Below are 15,921 nucleotides of genomic sequence, written 5' to 3'. Positions count from 1 at the left end.
GGTCAGACCAGGACCACCTTGCCGGTCGTCCGGCGGCTCTCGAGCGCGGCGTGCGCGTCGGCGGCGTTCTCGAGCGGGAACCGCTGCACCCGCGGCACCAGCTCACCGGCGGCGGCCGCGGCCAGCGCCCGCGTCTCGAGGTCGCGCAGCGCCCCCGGCCGAGCGGTCAGGCGCCGCCCGACGGCCCAGGTGGCGGTCAGCCCGCGATCGACCAGATCGACCGGCTCGAACGGCACCATGACGCCGGACGACCAGCCGAACATCACCAGCCTGCCGCCCACGCCCATCAGGTCCATGGCCGCCCGCCCGATGGTCCCGCCGACGCCGTCGAGCACCACCGTGACCGCACGATCACCGAGCGCACGACGAACCGCCTCCGGCCACCCCGGCGCCTCGTAGGAGACCGCGACCGACGCGCCCGACGCCCGCACGAGAGCCACCTTCTCGGCCCCGCCCGCCACCCCGCCGACGACGGCGCCGGCATTGTGGCCCGCCTGGACGAAGAGGCTCCCCAACCCGCCCGCCGCGGCCGTCACCAGCACGACGTCATCGGCCCGCAACCCGGCGACGTCCAGCACGCCGACCGCGGTCCGTCCCGTCCCGATCATCGCCACCGCCGCGTCGGACCCCAGCCCGTCCGGCACCTCGTGCAGCGACGCCACGGGCGCCACCGCGAGCCGCGCGTACCCGGCGCTCGCCGCGCCCAGGTGCGCCACCACCCGCCGCCCCACCCAGGCCGCGCTGACGCCGTCGCCGACCAGGTCCACCGTGCCGGCGACCTCGCGCCCCGGAATGGCCGGCAGCGACGGCGCCGCCAGCGGACCCCCGCCGGACGAGCCTGCCCGCAGCGCGGTGTCGACCAGGTGCACGCCGCTGGCCTCGACAGCGATGCGCACCTGGCCCGCCGCCGGAACCGGATCGGGCACCTCCTCGTAGCGCAGGTTCGTGGCCGGGCCGAACTCGTGCAACCGGATCGCATGCATGACCGTTACGCTAGAACCTGAACCTTCATTGAGGTCAAGCAGAGGACGCCGCATGGACACCGTCGCGTGGAACAAGTCCGAGCTGAGCGTCGGCGAGCTGTCGCAGCGCAGCGGCGTCGCGGTGTCGGCGCTGCACTTCTACGAGCGGCAGGGGCTGATCAGCTCGCGGCGCACGGCCGGCAACCAGCGCCGGTACCTGCGGCCGACGCTGCGCCGGGTCGCGCTGATCCGCATCGCGCAGCGCGTCGGCATCCCGCTGGCCGACATCAACCGCGCGCTGGCGAGCCTCCCCGACGGCCGCACGCCCAACCAGAAGGACTGGGAGAAGCTGTCCCGGCAGTGGCGGGCCGAGCTGGACGAGCGGATCCGGCGGCTGCAGCAGCTGCGCGACGACTTCACCGACTGCATCGGCTGCGGCTGCCTGTCGATGCGCAACTGCGGGCTGGCCAACTCCCACGACGAGCTGGGGGAACACGGTCCGGGCCCGCGGCGGCTCATCGAGGTCGACGACGGCGGCAGCTGCGGCTGATCACGTCCCGGCCGGGGCCACGCCGCCCAGGAGCTGCTCGCAGGCCAGCAGCAGCACCCCGGCGCTCCACGCGTGCGACAGCGTCAGCAGCATGCCCTTCGGCTGGAAGCACTCCGTCTGGTAGTACCGCTCGGTGATCATCCCGCGGTAGGCGTTGACCTCGCCGTCGGCGGCCGGGACCAGCTGGCGGAAGCAGGCCACCGCCTCCTCGGCCCGCTCGCGGTAGTGCGGGTCGCCGGTCGCCGCGGACAGCTCGGCCAGCTCCTCCGTGCAGACCAGGCCGTAGGCGTGCAGGTGCTGGTTCGACGGCGACGCCTGGTCGCCGCCGCGGGTGGCGAAGCCGTAGATCCCCAGCGGCGTCCGCGGCGCGAAGCGCACGTTGTAGGTGTAGCGGAACGTCAGCATCCAGTCCGCGGCCCGCGTCGCCAGCTCGAGCCAGCGCGCGGCACCGGTCCGCCGGTACAACGCCACGTACGCCATGACGGCCGCGTAGCCGTCCTCCGACGTCGGCGCGAGGTCGACGTCCTCCGGGGCACCGTGGATGAACTCGCGCTCGACGAAGCGCGCGTAGTACTCGCCGGCGCGTTCGGCCGCCGCCAGGTAGGACCCGTCGGCGTCGAGGCCCGCGGCAGAGCAGAACGCGGCGATCCAGGTCAGCCCGGACGCGCCCGCCCACGAGAGCACCCGGCCGTCCTCGGCGTGGTGGACGGAGCCCAGGTTGCCGTCGGCGCGCTGCCGGTCGCGGATCACGTCGAGGTTGGACCGCGCCGCCGTGATCCACTCGGCGCGGTCGTCGAGGTCCAGCGCGCGCAGCAGGAACAGCGTCGCCTCGCCGAGCGTCCGGGCGTGCAGGCCGTCCTTGATGGGCGTCCAGCTCTGCGTCCACCCGCGGGACCGCTCCCACCGTCCCCAGAAGGTGCCCGACGGCGACAGGGTCGCGCAGCAGAAGTCGATGACCCGTGTCGCGGCCTCGACGGCGGCGGCCGAACCGGTCCGCCGGCCATGCGCCAGCAGCGCGTACGCCCACGGGATGCCGCTGACCCAGCCGACGTGCATGGCCTGCCGGTCGACGGGACGGCCGTCGTTGCCGCTGACCTCGCGGTCGAAGCCGACGGTCTCGAGCAGCACGCCGGGGTCGGGATCGTAGTGCCAGCGGACCAGCCCTTCGGCGGCGATCGTGGCCGCGTCGGGCACGGACACCCAGGGCTCGACGGGGTGAAGCGGCCGGTTGCGCTCGTGGACGGCACGCAGGACCGGGGCGTAGGCGTGCCGGTCGGGCGGCAGCGCCCCGGCGGAGATCCGCAGCTCGACCCGCTCGCCGGGTCGCCAGACGTGCGCCGCCGCCTGCGCCGGCAGCGGCGTGCCGGACCCGTAGTACGTGACGGGGTCCTCGCGGAACGGCACGACGACGTGCACGTCGGCGTCGTCGGCGCGGTGGGCGAACCCGATCCCGGCCGGACCGGCCGCCGTCACCTCGTCCGTGGCGACCACCACACCGCCCGCCGCGCCCCACGCGAACACCGCGGGCGTCGCGGCGCGGTCGGCCCGGAAGGACCAGTGATCGCTGACCATGCCGGCGGGGTCGTCGGCGCCGGCCTCGAACCGCGGGAACCGGCGGTCGCAGTCGGCCGGGCGGTTCTCGCCGTAGAACAGGCCGGGGATCATCCACCAGGGATCGGCGGCGCCGGCCACGGACGCGACCAGCCGCAGGTGCCCGGTGACCGGATCCGGCCCGGTGGGCAGCACGGACAGCGCGACCTCCGCGAGCCCCGTCGGCGACGCCGTCCCGATCGACACCGCGACGGCGAACGGCCCGACGACGACCTTCCCGTCACCCGGCCCGACCGCAGCCGACCCCGTCACCACCCCCGACGCGTCGAGCGCCTCGAGCCGCAGGACCGGCAGCGCCGGCAGGTCAGTCATCCGCGCCGGACGCGGGCGGGTCGCCGTCGACCGGCCACTCGAGCAGGTCGACCTCGACGATCGGCTCGGCCGGGTCGCGTGGGACGCGGAACGTCCGCAGCTGGTACGGCCCGAAGTCGGCCTCGACCACGCGGTCCAGCACCGGCACCGCCAGCCGGACCCCGTCGGCCGCGACCCCCGTCGTCTCCACCGCCCGCACGATCAGGTCCGGAGCCGACGCGTCGCCGTCCTCCCAGCCCTTGACCGCGGTGATCATGACCGAGCCGCCGCCGTCGGCCGCAAACGAGCCCGCGCCCGGCAAGGCACCGTCGTGGAAGCTCTCCAGCATCGCCCGCGGCGCCGAGCCCAGCACCGCCGCCCGCCGCGACAGCGCCGCCGTCCGCCAGTCGCCCGCGTGCGGCACCAGCAGGTAGCTGAACCGCTGCACGCCCTGGTCCTGGAACGAGTAGAAGCCGTCGGGGTCGAGCAGCCGCGGGTCGTGCCACGAGTAGACCGGGCTGCGCACGGCGGTGATGCCGATGGACGGCGACACCCCGTCGGCCGCCGGGGACACGTCGTACCCGTGCTTGGCGTTGTTCACGACGGCCAGGCCGGCCCCCGCGTCAGAGGACGAGAGATCCACCCACGACTGTCCGGGCTCCTCGGCGCCGTCGACCGGTCGTTCCAGCGTGCCGAACGGGATCTCGTAGGTCGCCGCCGGGTCGTCGAGCGCGACCGGGAAGCGCAGCTTGAGCAGGTGCGCCTGCTCGCGCCAGTCGATGGTCACCCGGACCTCGAGCTCGTCGGCGCCCTGCCGCAGGATGAACTCCTCGGTCATGGTCGAGCGGCCCCACGCGCGCTCGACCCGCAGCCGGGCCCGCTCCGGGCCGCTCTCGCGCAGCACCACGCGCGTGGTCCGCATCGCCTCGCCCGGCCACGCGTACGTCACCACGCCGTGGCCCCAGGTGTCGGTCGGGTCCTCGCTGACCTGTGTGTGCTCGCCGGTCGCGCCGGCCACCAGGTCGACGCCGGTGCGCTTGTCCAGCAGACTCGACAGCCAGCCGGTCGACGGGTCCAGCTCGACCCGCAGCACGTCGTTCTCGAGGACCGTCTCCGACGCCGTCAGCGCGCCGGCCGGGACCGGCACCCGCCCGGGCCGCAGCCGGTAGAGCCGGTAGCCCAGCGGCGGCAGCTCGGCCCGGAACACCACGGCGCCACGGCCCTTGTCGTTCGTCGTCGCGACCGACTGGGTCGGCTGCGACGGCGTCAGCGCACCGCCCGCGTCGACCACGTGCACGCCGGTGGGCTGCACGCCGTACTGAAGCTCGACGTCGGTCACGACCGGCCACGGGTGCGGGTTGAACACCAGCACCGGCTGGGTGCCGTCCTCGAACGGGACGGCGACGTCGCGGGCGATCTGGTTGTGGACGCGGGTGATGATCCGCTTGGCGATCGCCACCGCCTCGCCGAGCTGGTCGCGCGCGTCGTCGTAGGCGGGCTCGATGGCCGAACCGGGCAGGATGTCGTGGAACTGGTTGAACAGCAGCTGCTTCCAGGCGTGCCCGAGCTCGTCGCGCGGGTACGCGGCGCCGTGCGTCACCGAGCCGACCGCGGCCCAGCGCTCCGCCGACAGCAGCGCCGCCTGCGTCCGCCGTACCCACTGCTTGATGCCGGAGTGCGCCGAGTAGCAGCCGGACGCGTGGTGCTGCAGGTCGTCGCGCCAGACGGGCAGCGCGTCGGCCGGGCCGAGCCGGGTGATCAGCTCGTCGAAGTAGCGCCGCGGCGAGGACATGATCATCCTTCCGTACGAACCGCGCTGGTCGTGGCGGTGGATGGACTCGATGTTCGCCTTGGTCGGGCCGCCGCCGTGGTTGCCGACGCCGTAGAAGATCATGACGTCGCCGAGCGACCGGTCCAGCTGGCCGAGCGACTTCTCCGTCTGGTGGGCGACGTCGCCGGGCGGGCTGCAGTACTCGAACGGGATCCGGTACGCGAGCACGCGGCTGCCGTCGGGCGCCTCCCACCAGAACGCGGTGCCGTCGAGGTCGCTCTCGTGCGGGCCGGGACGCAGGAACGTGTAGGAGTCCATCCGCTGGCCGCGCAGGATCGCCGGCAGCATGGCGTGGTGGCCGAACGGGTCGGCGTTCATGCCGACGCTCGCCACCACGCCGAACCGTTCGTGCAGGTAGCGCTGGCCGTAGAGGCCCTGCCGGACGAACGACTCGCCGCCGGGCGTGTTGCAGTCGGGCTCGACCCACCAGCCGCCGGTCATGACCCAGCGGCCCTCGGCGACGCGCTTGCGGATCTGCTCGAACAGGTCCGGGTCCTGCTCCTCGACCCAGGACAGCAGCACGACCTGGTCGCAGGTGAACACGAAGTCCGGGTACTCGTCCAGGCGGTGGACGGCAGACCAGAAGGTCGCACGGGCCTCCTGGTAGCCCTCCTGCCACGGCCAGAGCCAGACCGGGTCGAGGTGGGCGTTGCCGACCATGTGCAGCGTGCGCTTGCGCGCGGCCGGCGGCCGGTGGGCGTCGTCGCTCATGCGGTCCGATCCTCCGGTGCTGTCTTGGCGGTCGCGGCCGCCCAGTCGTCGGCGATCTCGCTGATCAGGTGCAGCGCGAGGGTGTGCATCTCCTGGATCCGCGGGGTCTGCGTCGACGGCGCCAGCAGCGCGTGGTCGGCGTACGCCCGGGCCGGCCCGCCGTCGCCGCCACCGAACAGCACCGTCGTGGCGCCGTTCTTGCGGGCGGCCTCGAGCGCGGCGACGACGTTGGGCGAGCGCCCGCTGGTCGTGAACGCCGCGACGACGTCGCCCGGCCGGGCCAGCGCCTCGACCTGGCGGGCGAACACGTCGTCGTAGGAGTAGTCGTTGGCGATGCAGGTCATGACGGTGGGGTCGGTGGTGAGCGTGACGGCGGGCAGCGGCCGGCGGTCGTGCCGGTAGTGCCCGATCAGCTCGCCGGCGAGGTGCTGGGCGTCGGCGGCGCTGCCCCCGTTGCCGAAGGTGTAGAGGACGCCACCGGACGCGAACGCCGCGCAGATCAGGCTACCCACCTCGCGGACGACGGGCGCCAGCTGGCGCATCGCCTCGGCGACGGCGACGTGGTCGCTCAGCTGCTGGTCGACCTGGTCAGGCATGCTCGCCCTCCTGCGCGTCCAGCGCGACCACGCCGGCACCGACCACGCAGACCACGTCGCCGAGCCCGGCCAGCACCACGCGGGCCGCCTTGGCCGCCGGCGGCATCGCGTCGCGCGCCACGGCTTCGGCGACCGGCTCGAGCAGCATGGCGCCGGAGCGCGTGACCCCGCCGCCGAGCACCACGAGCTCGGGCTCGAACACGTTCACGAGGTCCGTCAGCGCCTGGCCCAGCACGTCGGTCGTCTCGGTCCAGATCGCCCGCGCGTACCCGTCACCCGCGAGTGCCGCCGCGGCGACGTCGGCCGCCGTCGGCTGCTCGATCGCGGCGAGGCTCGACGGCGAGCCGTCCGGCGACACCCGCCCCGCGCGCAGCCCCTCGACCGCCCGCTCGGCGATGTTCGTGCCGGAGACGTACGCCTCGAGGCAGCCGCGCCGGCCGCACGTGCAGGGCCGCCCGCCGGGGCGGACCATGAGGTGGCCGAGCTCGCCGCCGTTGCCGGCCGCGCCCCGGTGCAGCTGCCCGTCGATGACGGCGCCCCCGCCGACGCCCGTCGAGATGGTGAGGTAGATCATCGTGCTCACACCGCGGGCCGCGCCGAAGCGGTGCTCGCCCAGGGCCGCGGCGGTGGCGTCGTTCTCGAGGTAGGCCGGCACCCCGAACTCGTCGCTCGTCATCGACCCGAGCGGCACGTCCAGCCAGCCCGGCAGGTGCGGCGGCGAGATGAGGACGCCGGTGCCGCTGTCGAGCGGCCCGCCGCACGAGATGCCGACGGCGTCGACCGGCCGGTCCAGCCCGGCGGCGGCGATGGCCCGATGGCCCAGCTCGAACAGCCGCGGGATCACGACGTCGGGCCCCTCCCAGCGGCGGGTCGGCTCGACGACCAGCCCGTGCACCTCGCCGTCGGCCGTGACGACGCCGACCGCCAGCTTGGTGCCGCCGATGTCCAGCGACAGCACCGCCCGCCCCGGTGCGTGGGAATCCTGCTCGTCGGTCATGCGGTCCGCTTCTCCGTCCCTGCGCGTCACGTGGGATCGATCCCAGGTGGCCCATCGCATCATGACAACTGATCCCCACTCAGGTCAAGAGGGATCGTTCCCACAAGCCTTTGACCAAGATTTGTCCTTACGGCGTCACCTGCGGTTCCGCTGTGGTCGCCCGAGAGGTTCAAGCCGGGCGGACGTTTCTTGCAGCGGGGCGTGCGCCGCAGGCAGAGGCCCGGGCCCGAGCCGTCGCCGGGCCCGAGCCGTCGCCGGGGCGGGGGGTGAGGTCAGGCGGGGAGGCGGCGGGTGGAGGCGCGCTCGACGAAGGTCGTCGACACCTCGACGGTGACCGGTGCGGCGTCCGGCTCGGCGATGCGGTCCAGCAGCCGGCGTACGGCGGTCTCGCCGAGCGCGGCCTCGTCCTGCGCGACGGCGGTGAGGCCGGGGGTGACCAGGCTCATCCAGGGCGCGTCGTCGAAAGAGACCAGGCTGACGTCGTCGGGGATGCTCAGGCCGAGGTCGTTCGCGGCCCGCCAGACGCCCTCAGCGAGGACGTTGTTGGCCGCGAACACGGCGGTCGGCCGCTCGTCCGGACCGAGCAGCGCCCGAGCCGCGGCCCGGGCGGCGTCGACGTCCCAGCCGGAGGAGACGACGAGGTCGGGGTCGAGCGCGATGCCGGCCGCCGCCAGCGCCGTCTGGTAGCCGGCGTGCCGGTCGCGCCCGGTGGTCCACGTGGTCTCGTCGATGAACAGCGCGATGCGCCGGTGCCCGAGCCCGACCAGGTGCTCGATGACCTGCTGCGAGGCACCCTGGTTGTCGACGACGACGGCGTCGCAGTCACCGGCCGCGAACTGCCGGTCGATCTCGACCACGGGGATGCGGTGCCGGGAGAGGTAGGTGGTGACGTCGGCCGAGACCGGCGTGACGACGACCCCGGCGACCCGCGTGGCGACGAACGTCTCGGCGGCCTCGACCTGGGCCTCGGCGGAGCCGCCGTCCTCGGCGAGCACGAGGCTGTAGCCCTGGGTGCGGGCGGCCTGGCCCACGCCGGCGGCGAGCCGCGCGTAGAACGAGTTGCGCAGGTCCGACACCAGCACGCCGAGCGAGAGGCTGACCTGCTGCTTGAGGTAGCGGGCGGTGGCGTCGGGGACGTAGCGCAGGTTCTCGGCGGCGGCGAGGACGCGTTCGCGCACGTCGGTGGCGACGTAGCCCCGGCCCGTGAGCGCGCGCGACGCCGTCGACCGCGAGACCCCGGCGGCCACGGCGACGTCCTTGATGGTCGCGCGCCGCATCAGCTCCGGCGCGGCCGCAGCCCCGGCGCCCACGACGGCAGCCGAACCAGCGCCGTCACCGTTGGCCTGTCGCCCCACTTGCGCCACCCCCTCGTCACGGCTCCACGACGTCGACGAACGCCTCGACGTGCTGACCGAGGCGCAGCTCGCCGGCCGTCACGTCGGCCGCGATCGGTGTGCGGCGACGCGGCGGGCCGCCGGCCGTGACGTCGAACGTGGCGGTGGCCACTTCGCCCGCCGCCAGCGTGAGCACCTGCTCGGCCGGTGCCGCCGCCCAGCCTATAGGGATCACCATCCGCACGCTGACCTCCGCCTTCTCGCGGAGTGGGTTGCGTACCATCACGTCGAAACGCTGCGTCCGTCCGGCCCTCACCGCACTGCGGTACGGCGTGATCGCCGCGGCGACCCCGCCGGCGCCGAAGTCGACGGCGTCGAGCGGCAGCAGCTCCTCGTGCAGCTCGACCAGCTCGTCGCCCAGCTCGGTCAGCAGGTCGAGGTAGGCGTCGTCGACCCAACGTGGCTCCCAGTGACCGGTCACCATGAGCCCAGGCGCGACCCGCCGGTACAGCGCCGCGCTGCGCTGGTAGTCGCCGATGCGGAACAGGTTGCGGTACTGGTAGTTCAGCAGCTCGCGACGCCCGCCGCCGGGCACGCCGAGCCCCTCCTGCTGGTCCCCGGTCGCCAGCACCCGCACGCCGTCGACCATGAACTCGAAGCCCGCGTGGTACAGCGTGTGACCGGGCAGGTCGTGCACCGTGATCTCGTACTCGTGCCACCGGAACCACTCGCCGAGGGGCAGCGACCGGTCGACCGGAATCGGGTCGTACCAGAGGCACGGCAGGTCGTAGCGCTCCGGCCGCTCGAGGATCGGCGTCACGTGCGCCGGCGCCCAGATCTCGGTCCCCTCCACGTCGCGCAGCAGCGGCATCCCGGCCACGTGGTCGTCGTGGTAGTGCGTGGGCAGCGCGACCTCGATCTTCGTGACGCCGTACTGACGGCGCAGCGCCGGCAGCGACGCGAGCCACGGCCGCCGCGACGCACGGTCGGTACCCGACGGCAGCCCCGTCGTCATGTCGTAGCCGTAGTCGATGACCAGAGCGTTCCCCGTCTCGGACAGCAGCACGTACGAGCACGAGTTGGCGGTGCGGTTGAGCAGCAGGTGCGGGGTCAGCTCCCGGAACGGCTCGTCGAGGCGGGTGCGGAGGTCCCACGGCTGCGGCCGGCGGGCGTCGACGTAGCGCTGCATCCGCTCGGCCAGCAGCTCCAGAGCAGCCCGGGGGTCGGGCATCGGCTCGCCGTGCGACGGCAGCAGCAGGTCCAGCGGCTGCTCGAGCAGCTGGTAGCAGCTGAGCACCGTCATGGCCGGGCCCTCGTTCTCGGTGTAGGACCACTGCGTGGCGGCCAGCGACCACACCTTGCCCGGCGCGTGGATGAGGTCGCCGGTGAACGCGATGCCGCCGACGACGTAGGTGACCGAGCCGGTCGTGTGCCCGGGCGTCGGCAGCACCCGGACCTCCACGCCCCCGTACGTGGCTGTGCGGTACTCCGGGACGGTGCTCGCCACGGCGACCGGTTCCAGGATCGAGAACTTGTCCTGCCGCAGGTTGTAGTCGTTGACGATCGGCCGACCCGCCCACATGTCGTCGACGTGGGCGAACAGGTCCTGCTCCACCGGCGGCACGTGGACGGCGATGCCGGCCGCCACGGCGCGCGGCAGCCCCTGGCCCTGGTCGCGGTGGTGGTGCGTCATGAGCACGTCGGTCAGCCGCTCGATGCCCATGTCGGCGAGGTGGTCGAGGACCGCGCCGGACCCGAAGTCGACGGCGACGCCGTCGCGCCCGTTCGGCGAACGGACGACGTAGACGTTGCAGGTGTCCCGGACCCGGAACACCCCTGGCGCGACCTCGTTCCACGACATAGCCCTGATGGTATCGTTCCCACAATGCTGACTCCCCAGCCCAGGAACCTCCAGACCAGGGGGAACGACGGCGTCAGCATCGGTTCCGTCGTGGTCGACGCGCCCGGCACCTGCGCGAACGCCGCCGCCGTCCTGACGTCGCTCCCGACCACGGACCGGGGTGAGCCGGTCACCGTCGTCGTCGAGATCTCGCCGGGCGGTCCCTCCGAGGGTTACCGGCTGACCGTCGAGGGCACGACCGCGACGATCACCGCGTCGGACCCGGCCGGTGCGTTCTACGGCGCCCAGACGCTGCGGTCCCTGGTACAGGCCGACGGCGACGGCGTGCTGCCGCCCGTCACCGTCGAGGACCACCCCGAGCTGCGCTGGCGCGGCACCATCGAGGGCTTCTACGGCCCGCCGTGGTCGCACGCGGACCGGCTGTCGCACCTGGAGTTCGCCGGACGGCACAAGCTCAACACCTACGTCTACGCACCCAAGGACGACCCGTACCACCGCAAGCAGTGGCGCGAGCCGTATCCGCCGGCCGAGCTGGACCGCATCGGCGAGCTGGCCGCGGCGGCGCGGCGGTCGCACGTGCGGTTCGTGTTCGCCGTCTCGCCCGGCCTCTCGATGGTCTACAGCGACCCGGCCGAGCTGGAGCTGCTGGTGGCGAAGCTCGAGCAGGTCCGGAGCGTCGGCGTGGACGACGTCGCGCTGCTGTTCGACGACATCCCGCCGGACCTCTCGCACGAGGCGGACGTGGCGGCGTTCGGCGACGCGCCCGGGTCGGCGGCGCGAGCGCACGCCGCGGTCTGCCGCTCCGTCATCGAGCGGCTGGGCCGGCCACTGATCATGGTGCCGACCGACTACGCGGGCACCGAGCCGACGCCGCACCGCGATCTGCTGGCCGCCGAACTGCCGCCCGAGGTGCTGGTCTGGTGGACCGGCCGCGACATCGTGGTCGGCGACATCACCCGCGCGGAGATCGACGCGGCCGCGGCGTCGTACGGGCACGAGCTGCTGCTCTGGGACAACTTCCCGGTCAACGACTTCGACTTCCCGCGGCTGTTCCTCGGCCCGCTGGTCGGGCGGCCGGCTTCACTCGACGGTGCCCGCTTCGCCGGGATCACCGCGAACCCGATGCCGCACGAGGCCGCATCGCGCATCGCCGTGGCCACGGTGGCGGACTGGGCGTGGAACCCGGGTGGGTACGACGCGCTCGCCGCACACCATCGGGCGCTGGACGCCGTCGGGGCGACGGAAGCGGTCCGGACGCTGGCCCGCGCGTGCGCGTCCTGGCCGCCGTCGGCGCCGCAGGACCCGGCGCTCTCGGCGCTGTGCGACGCCGCGCTGGGTGGGTCGCTCGCGGCGGCCGAGGCGCTGCGGGACCGGTTCGCGGCCATGGTGGCGGCGGCCCCCGACGGCGAGCGCGAGCCGGCCGACCGGATCGAGCGCGAGGTCATGCCGTGGCTGGTCGCGCTGGCCGACACCGGCCGTGCCGGGCTCGCCGCCCTGGTCGCGCTGGCGCCGTCGGCCGGTGAGGTGGAACGCGCGGCGGCGGCCGACGCCCTCGCCGTCGCCGAATCGCACGAGGAACAGAACGTGCTCAGGACCGTCGTCCCGCCGTTCGTCCGGGCCGTGCTCCGTTGGCCCCGGCGATGGAACGACTAGTCAAGTGTCTATACGTTGCGTAGGCTTGTAGGTGCCGAAGGCAGTAGCCCGAAGGTATGGGAGCCTCGCGGCCAGGCGGAATGACTGGTAGGCGGGGCTTCACGCTATCCGGCTTCTATGACCGTCAATCGGTCGGGCACCATCGCGTGCAGACAGTTCTCGCGTGCGCTATGCCGAGACCGGCAGATGTAGAGCCGGCAGTCCTCGGTGACCTCGAGGACGGTCTCGAGGATCTGCGCCTTCCGCGTCGGCCGTGTTTCGGCCTTGAAGTGAATTCGCTGCTGCTTTCCCACCAGGAGTTCGCGCAGGGCCTGACGGGCGGCCGTGACCTCGCCGCCCGCGATCACCGTGGCGGCGACGATGTAGTCGCCCTTCTTCGATTCGTCGGCGTATGCGTGCAGCGCCAAGCGCGCACCCCCTTCCCGGATTGTCGATCTTCACCACCTTCCAGTGTGCCTTGGGGCGCTGACATTCCCCGTCGGGCGATAGGGCGAACGGGCGTGAGGTGGGCACCAGGCTTCAGCGTGCGTTCTCGGGACTCCTGACCGGGGCCGGTTCCGCCGGTGCCTCGCGCAGGCCGAGCCGGTCGTACACGCGACGCAGCGGACGGGGCGCCCACCACGCCGCCGATCCGAGCAGCGCGAGCCCGGCCGGCACCAGCACGCCGCGGACCAGCGTCGCGTCGATGAGGATGGCGATGCCGCTGCCGATGCCGAACATCTGGATGAAGCTCACGCCGCTGGTGCCGAACGCGAAGAAGTTGACCGCCAGCAGGATCGCCGCCGTGGTGACGATGCGGCCGGTGTGCGACAGGCCGTCGACCACGGCGGGCACCGGGGCCGCGCCGGCGTCGTGGCGCTCCTTGACCCGGCTGACCACGAACACCTCGTAGTCCATGGACAGCCCGAACGCGATGCAGAAGAGCAGCACGAGCATGCTGATGTCGAGCGGCAGCGGGGTGAAGCCGAGCGGCGAGGAGAACCAGCCCTCCTGGAAGACCAGCACCATCAGGCCGAGCGTCGCCGACAGCGCGAACAGGTTGAACAGCAGCGCCCGCAGCGGCTGCAGGATCCCGCCGGTGAACAGGAAGAGCAGAACGATCATGATGACCGCGATGGCGCCGGCCGCGAACCAGAGCCGGCTGCCGATCGCCTCCTTGCTGTCGACCAGCCGAGCCGCCTCGCCGCCGACCATCGCCGTCACGCCGTCCGGCGGCTCGACGTCGCGGATCGCGCCGACGAGGTCCTGCGCCTCGGCCGAGCGCGGGTCGGCGTCGGTGCGGACGAGCAGCAGCGTGGCGTCCGATCCCTCCGTAGCGGTCACCTTCGTCACGCCCGGCAGCCCGGACAGCTCGCCGGTGTAGGCGTCGACGGCGTCGGCGGAGAGTTCCGGGGTCGTCACCACCTGGATCGCCCGGGTGTCGTCGGCCGGGAAGGACTCGCGCATCGCGTCGCCGACCACGCGGCTGTCGCTGGCCGTGGTGAGGACCCGATCGTCCGGGGTGCCGAACTCGACCTTCAGCAGCGGCGCGGCGGCCAGCAGGAGCAGCGCGACGACGGGGAGCGCCGTCAGCACCGGGCGGCGGGTGACCGCGACGGCGACCCGCCGCCAGAACGTCGACTCCGTGCTCGTGGACCGGCTCCGCGCCCACGGCAGCCGGCCCTTGTCGACCCGCGGCCCCATGACCGCCAGTAGCGCCGGCAGCACCAGCAGCGCGCTGACCATCGCGATCACGACGACGGCGATGCCGGCGTAGGCGAACGAGCGCAGGAAGTAGAGCGGGAAGACCAGCAGGACGGCCAGTGCCGCCGCGACCGTCGCCGCGCTGAAGGCGATGGTCCGCCCGGCCGTCTCGACCGTGCGCACGACGGCGCCGGTGACGTCGCGGCCGGCGGCGAGCTCCTCGCGGAACCGGCTGACCATGAGCAGCGCGTAGTCGACGGCGAGGCCGAGGCCGAGCGCGGTGGTGAGGTTGATCGAGAACACCGACACGTCGGTCAGCGACCCGATCACGGAGAGCGCGGCGAACGTGCCGAACACCGCCATCGCGCCGAGGGCCAGCGGCAGGGACGCCGCGACCAGGCTGCCGAACGCGAACAGCAGCAGGATGAGGATCAGCGGGACGGCGATCGCCTCGGCCAAGGCGAGGTCGGCCTTCACCTGGTCGCGGATGTCCAGCCCGACGGCCGCGCCGCCGCCGAGCGTCACCTCGATCGGACCCTCGTCGGTGGCGTACGTGTTCCGCAGGTCGGCGACGGCGCCGTCGTCGCCGCTTTCGTCGCTGCCCAGGTGGGCGACGATCAGCGCGTACCGGCCGTCGTCGGAGCGCAGCGGCGGCGCGCCGGTGCCGAAGTAGGACGTCACCTCGTCCAGCGCCGGGTCGTCGGTCAGCCGCTCGGTCAGCTCCTCCCCGGCCGCGGCGACGGCGGGATCGTCGACCCCCGCCTCGCCCGCGTCGACCAGGAACACCAGGTCGGCGCTGCCCCCGAACCGCTCGTCCACCAGATCGTCGGCCGTGGTCGACTCCGCGCCGGGGTCGGTGAAGCCCTCGGTCTGGAGCTTCCCGAACGCGGTGAAGCCGAACCCCGCCGCCCCGGCCAGCAGGACCACGGTGACGACGAGGACGGCGCGCGCGTGCCGCGCGGCGAGCAGCCCGATGCGAGTGAACATGGACGACCTCATTCGGTCCCGGGTGCCCGTCCTGAATCCGTCGGATCGGAGGATTTCAGCGCCGCCGCGCCCACCACCAGGGGCCGAGCGGCCGGTGACCCGAATCCTGGGAAACCTGGCCCACCAGCGCGGACCCCGTGCAGGACGGCTGGGCAAACCTGCGTGATGTTGCGTAGACTTGCGGGAGCCGAGGGCAGTAGCCCGAGGAAGTGGACCCCGCGGCCAGCCGGAATGACTGGTAGGCGGGGTCTCGCGCTATCCGGCCTCGATCACGGCGACTCGTTCTGCCACCTTCTGCCGCCACGCCCCGCCGGCGGCCCAGCACCAGGCGATCGCGTCCGGTGCCCAGAGCAGCGGCTCCTGATGTGGCATGTCGTGCTGATATGTCATCACCGTGCCGGCCTTGCGAGTCGCCTCGAACAACACCCGACGATCCAGCTTCTCCGTCGACGAGTCCCGCTCGAGCACGAGCCTGTCCACACCCATGTCGACGAGGTCGGGCACCATGGCGCGGAGGCAGTTCTCGCGTGCGCTGTGCCTGGTTCGGCACACATAGATCCGTACCTCGACGCTGAGGTCGAGGGCGATGGTGACGATCTGGTCCTTCCGAGAGTCCTTCTCGTCCCTGAAGTGAATCCGCGGCTGCTTGGGAAGCAGAAGCGCCCGCATCGCCCGCCGGGCGGTCGAGACCTCGCCAGCCGCGACGACCGCAGCGGCCACGACGTAGTCACGCCTCTTTGATTCATCGACGAAGGCGTGCAACGCCACGCGGTGACCTCCTTCCTGGGTGCCCAACCAATGCTCAGGTCAGTCTGCCCGCCACCGCTGACAGCCACCCTCGGACGTTCGGGGTC

The 15,921-nt window shown here is 73.1% G+C and carries 12 protein-coding genes; 2 read left to right on the top strand and 10 right to left on the bottom strand.

The window, feature by feature from the left end:
- Window positions 1-2: 2 nt before the first annotated feature.
- The gene (locus HD601_RS09370) at window positions 3-983 is read right to left on the bottom strand and encodes a zinc-binding dehydrogenase (protein WP_184821280.1); all 981 of its coding nucleotides are present in this window, start codon (window positions 981-983) and stop codon (window positions 3-5) included.
- A 52-nt stretch (window positions 984-1,035) separates the two neighbouring features.
- On the opposite strand from HD601_RS09370, the gene soxR reads away from it, so the two are divergent.
- Window positions 1,036-1,512 carry a redox-sensitive transcriptional activator SoxR gene (gene soxR / locus HD601_RS09365; RefSeq protein WP_184821278.1) on the top strand — a complete coding sequence of 159 codons (477 nt, stop codon included), beginning with the start codon at window positions 1,036-1,038 and terminating at the stop codon, window positions 1,510-1,512.
- Here soxR and HD601_RS09360 read toward each other — a convergent pair whose 3' ends face one another.
- The 6 genes from HD601_RS09360 to HD601_RS09335 all read right to left on the bottom strand — a co-directional run bounded on the left by HD601_RS09360 (window position 1,513) and on the right by HD601_RS09335 (window position 10,744).
- Window positions 1,513-3,435 (bottom strand): YyaL domain-containing protein, encoded by a 1,923-nt coding sequence (locus HD601_RS09360; RefSeq protein WP_184821276.1) that lies wholly within the window; start codon window positions 3,433-3,435, stop codon window positions 1,513-1,515.
- Complete coding sequence (locus tag HD601_RS09355) at window positions 3,428-5,956, bottom strand: alpha-mannosidase (RefSeq protein WP_184821274.1); 2,529 nt, start codon at window positions 5,954-5,956, stop codon at window positions 3,428-3,430. Before HD601_RS09355 ends, HD601_RS09360 begins: the two co-directional genes overlap by 8 nt.
- Window positions 5,953-6,552 carry a D-sedoheptulose-7-phosphate isomerase gene (locus HD601_RS09350; protein WP_184821272.1) on the bottom strand — a complete coding sequence of 200 codons (600 nt, stop codon included), beginning with the start codon at window positions 6,550-6,552 and terminating at the stop codon, window positions 5,953-5,955. Before HD601_RS09350 ends, HD601_RS09355 begins: the two co-directional genes overlap by 4 nt.
- Entirely contained in the window at window positions 6,545-7,549 is a 1,005-nt protein-coding gene (locus HD601_RS09345; protein WP_184821270.1) for an ROK family protein, read from the bottom strand. Before HD601_RS09345 ends, HD601_RS09350 begins: the two co-directional genes overlap by 8 nt.
- 272 nt (window positions 7,550-7,821) lie before the next feature.
- The gene (locus tag HD601_RS09340; protein ID WP_221440738.1) at window positions 7,822-8,904 is read right to left on the bottom strand and encodes a substrate-binding domain-containing protein; all 1,083 of its coding nucleotides are present in this window, start codon (window positions 8,902-8,904) and stop codon (window positions 7,822-7,824) included.
- A gap of 16 nt (window positions 8,905-8,920) precedes the next feature.
- The gene (locus HD601_RS09335) at window positions 8,921-10,744 is read right to left on the bottom strand and encodes an MBL fold metallo-hydrolase (RefSeq protein WP_184821267.1); all 1,824 of its coding nucleotides are present in this window, start codon (window positions 10,742-10,744) and stop codon (window positions 8,921-8,923) included.
- Window positions 10,745-10,768: 24 nt separating this feature from the next.
- Here HD601_RS09335 and HD601_RS09330 point away from each other — a divergent pair, with 24 nt between their 5' ends.
- Window positions 10,769-12,397: a protein O-GlcNAcase gene (locus HD601_RS09330; protein ID WP_184821265.1), complete on the top strand. Its 1,629-nt coding sequence runs from the start codon at window positions 10,769-10,771 to the stop codon at window positions 12,395-12,397.
- A gap of 104 nt (window positions 12,398-12,501) precedes the next feature.
- Here HD601_RS09330 and HD601_RS09325 read toward each other — a convergent pair whose 3' ends face one another.
- The 3 genes from HD601_RS09325 to HD601_RS09315 form a co-directional block, all read right to left on the bottom strand.
- The gene (locus HD601_RS09325; protein WP_184821263.1) at window positions 12,502-12,804 is read right to left on the bottom strand and encodes a hypothetical protein; all 303 of its coding nucleotides are present in this window, start codon (window positions 12,802-12,804) and stop codon (window positions 12,502-12,504) included.
- 112 nt (window positions 12,805-12,916) lie between these two features.
- On the bottom strand, window positions 12,917-15,067 hold the full coding sequence (locus HD601_RS09320) for an MMPL family transporter (RefSeq protein WP_184821261.1): 2,151 nt from the start codon (window positions 15,065-15,067) through the stop codon (window positions 12,917-12,919).
- A gap of 255 nt (window positions 15,068-15,322) precedes the next feature.
- Window positions 15,323-15,835 (bottom strand): hypothetical protein, encoded by a 513-nt coding sequence (locus HD601_RS09315; RefSeq protein WP_184821259.1) that lies wholly within the window; start codon window positions 15,833-15,835, stop codon window positions 15,323-15,325.
- Between the last annotated feature and the right edge of the window lie 86 nt (window positions 15,836-15,921).

This window comes from Jiangella mangrovi (assembly GCF_014204975.1).
Taxonomy (GTDB): domain Bacteria; phylum Actinomycetota; class Actinomycetes; order Jiangellales; family Jiangellaceae; genus Jiangella; species Jiangella mangrovi.
The sequence above is the reverse complement of the archived record's forward strand: the minus strand, read 5'-3'. Positions and strand labels throughout refer to the sequence as shown.

Excerpts from the sequence above, each read along its gene's own strand:
- HD601_RS09355 (WP_184821274.1), bottom strand. The coding sequence starts at position 5,956 with ATGAGCGACGACGCCCACCGGCCGCCGGCCGCGCGCAAGCGCACGCTG.
- soxR (WP_184821278.1), top strand. The coding sequence starts at position 1,036 with ATGGACACCGTCGCGTGGAACAAGTCCGAGCTGAGCGTCGGCGAGCTG.
- HD601_RS09335 (WP_184821267.1), bottom strand. The coding sequence starts at position 10,744 with ATGTCGTGGAACGAGGTCGCGCCAGGGGTGTTCCGGGTCCGGGACACC.
- HD601_RS09350 (WP_184821272.1), bottom strand. The coding sequence starts at position 6,552 with ATGCCTGACCAGGTCGACCAGCAGCTGAGCGACCACGTCGCCGTCGCC.
- HD601_RS09330 (WP_184821265.1), top strand. The coding sequence starts at position 10,769 with ATGCTGACTCCCCAGCCCAGGAACCTCCAGACCAGGGGGAACGACGGC.
- HD601_RS09345 (WP_184821270.1), bottom strand. The coding sequence starts at position 7,549 with ATGACCGACGAGCAGGATTCCCACGCACCGGGGCGGGCGGTGCTGTCG.
- HD601_RS09360 (WP_184821276.1), bottom strand. The coding sequence starts at position 3,435 with ATGACTGACCTGCCGGCGCTGCCGGTCCTGCGGCTCGAGGCGCTCGAC.
- HD601_RS09370 (WP_184821280.1), bottom strand. The coding sequence starts at position 983 with ATGCATGCGATCCGGTTGCACGAGTTCGGCCCGGCCACGAACCTGCGC.
- HD601_RS09320 (WP_184821261.1), bottom strand. The coding sequence starts at position 15,067 with ATGTTCACTCGCATCGGGCTGCTCGCCGCGCGGCACGCGCGCGCCGTC.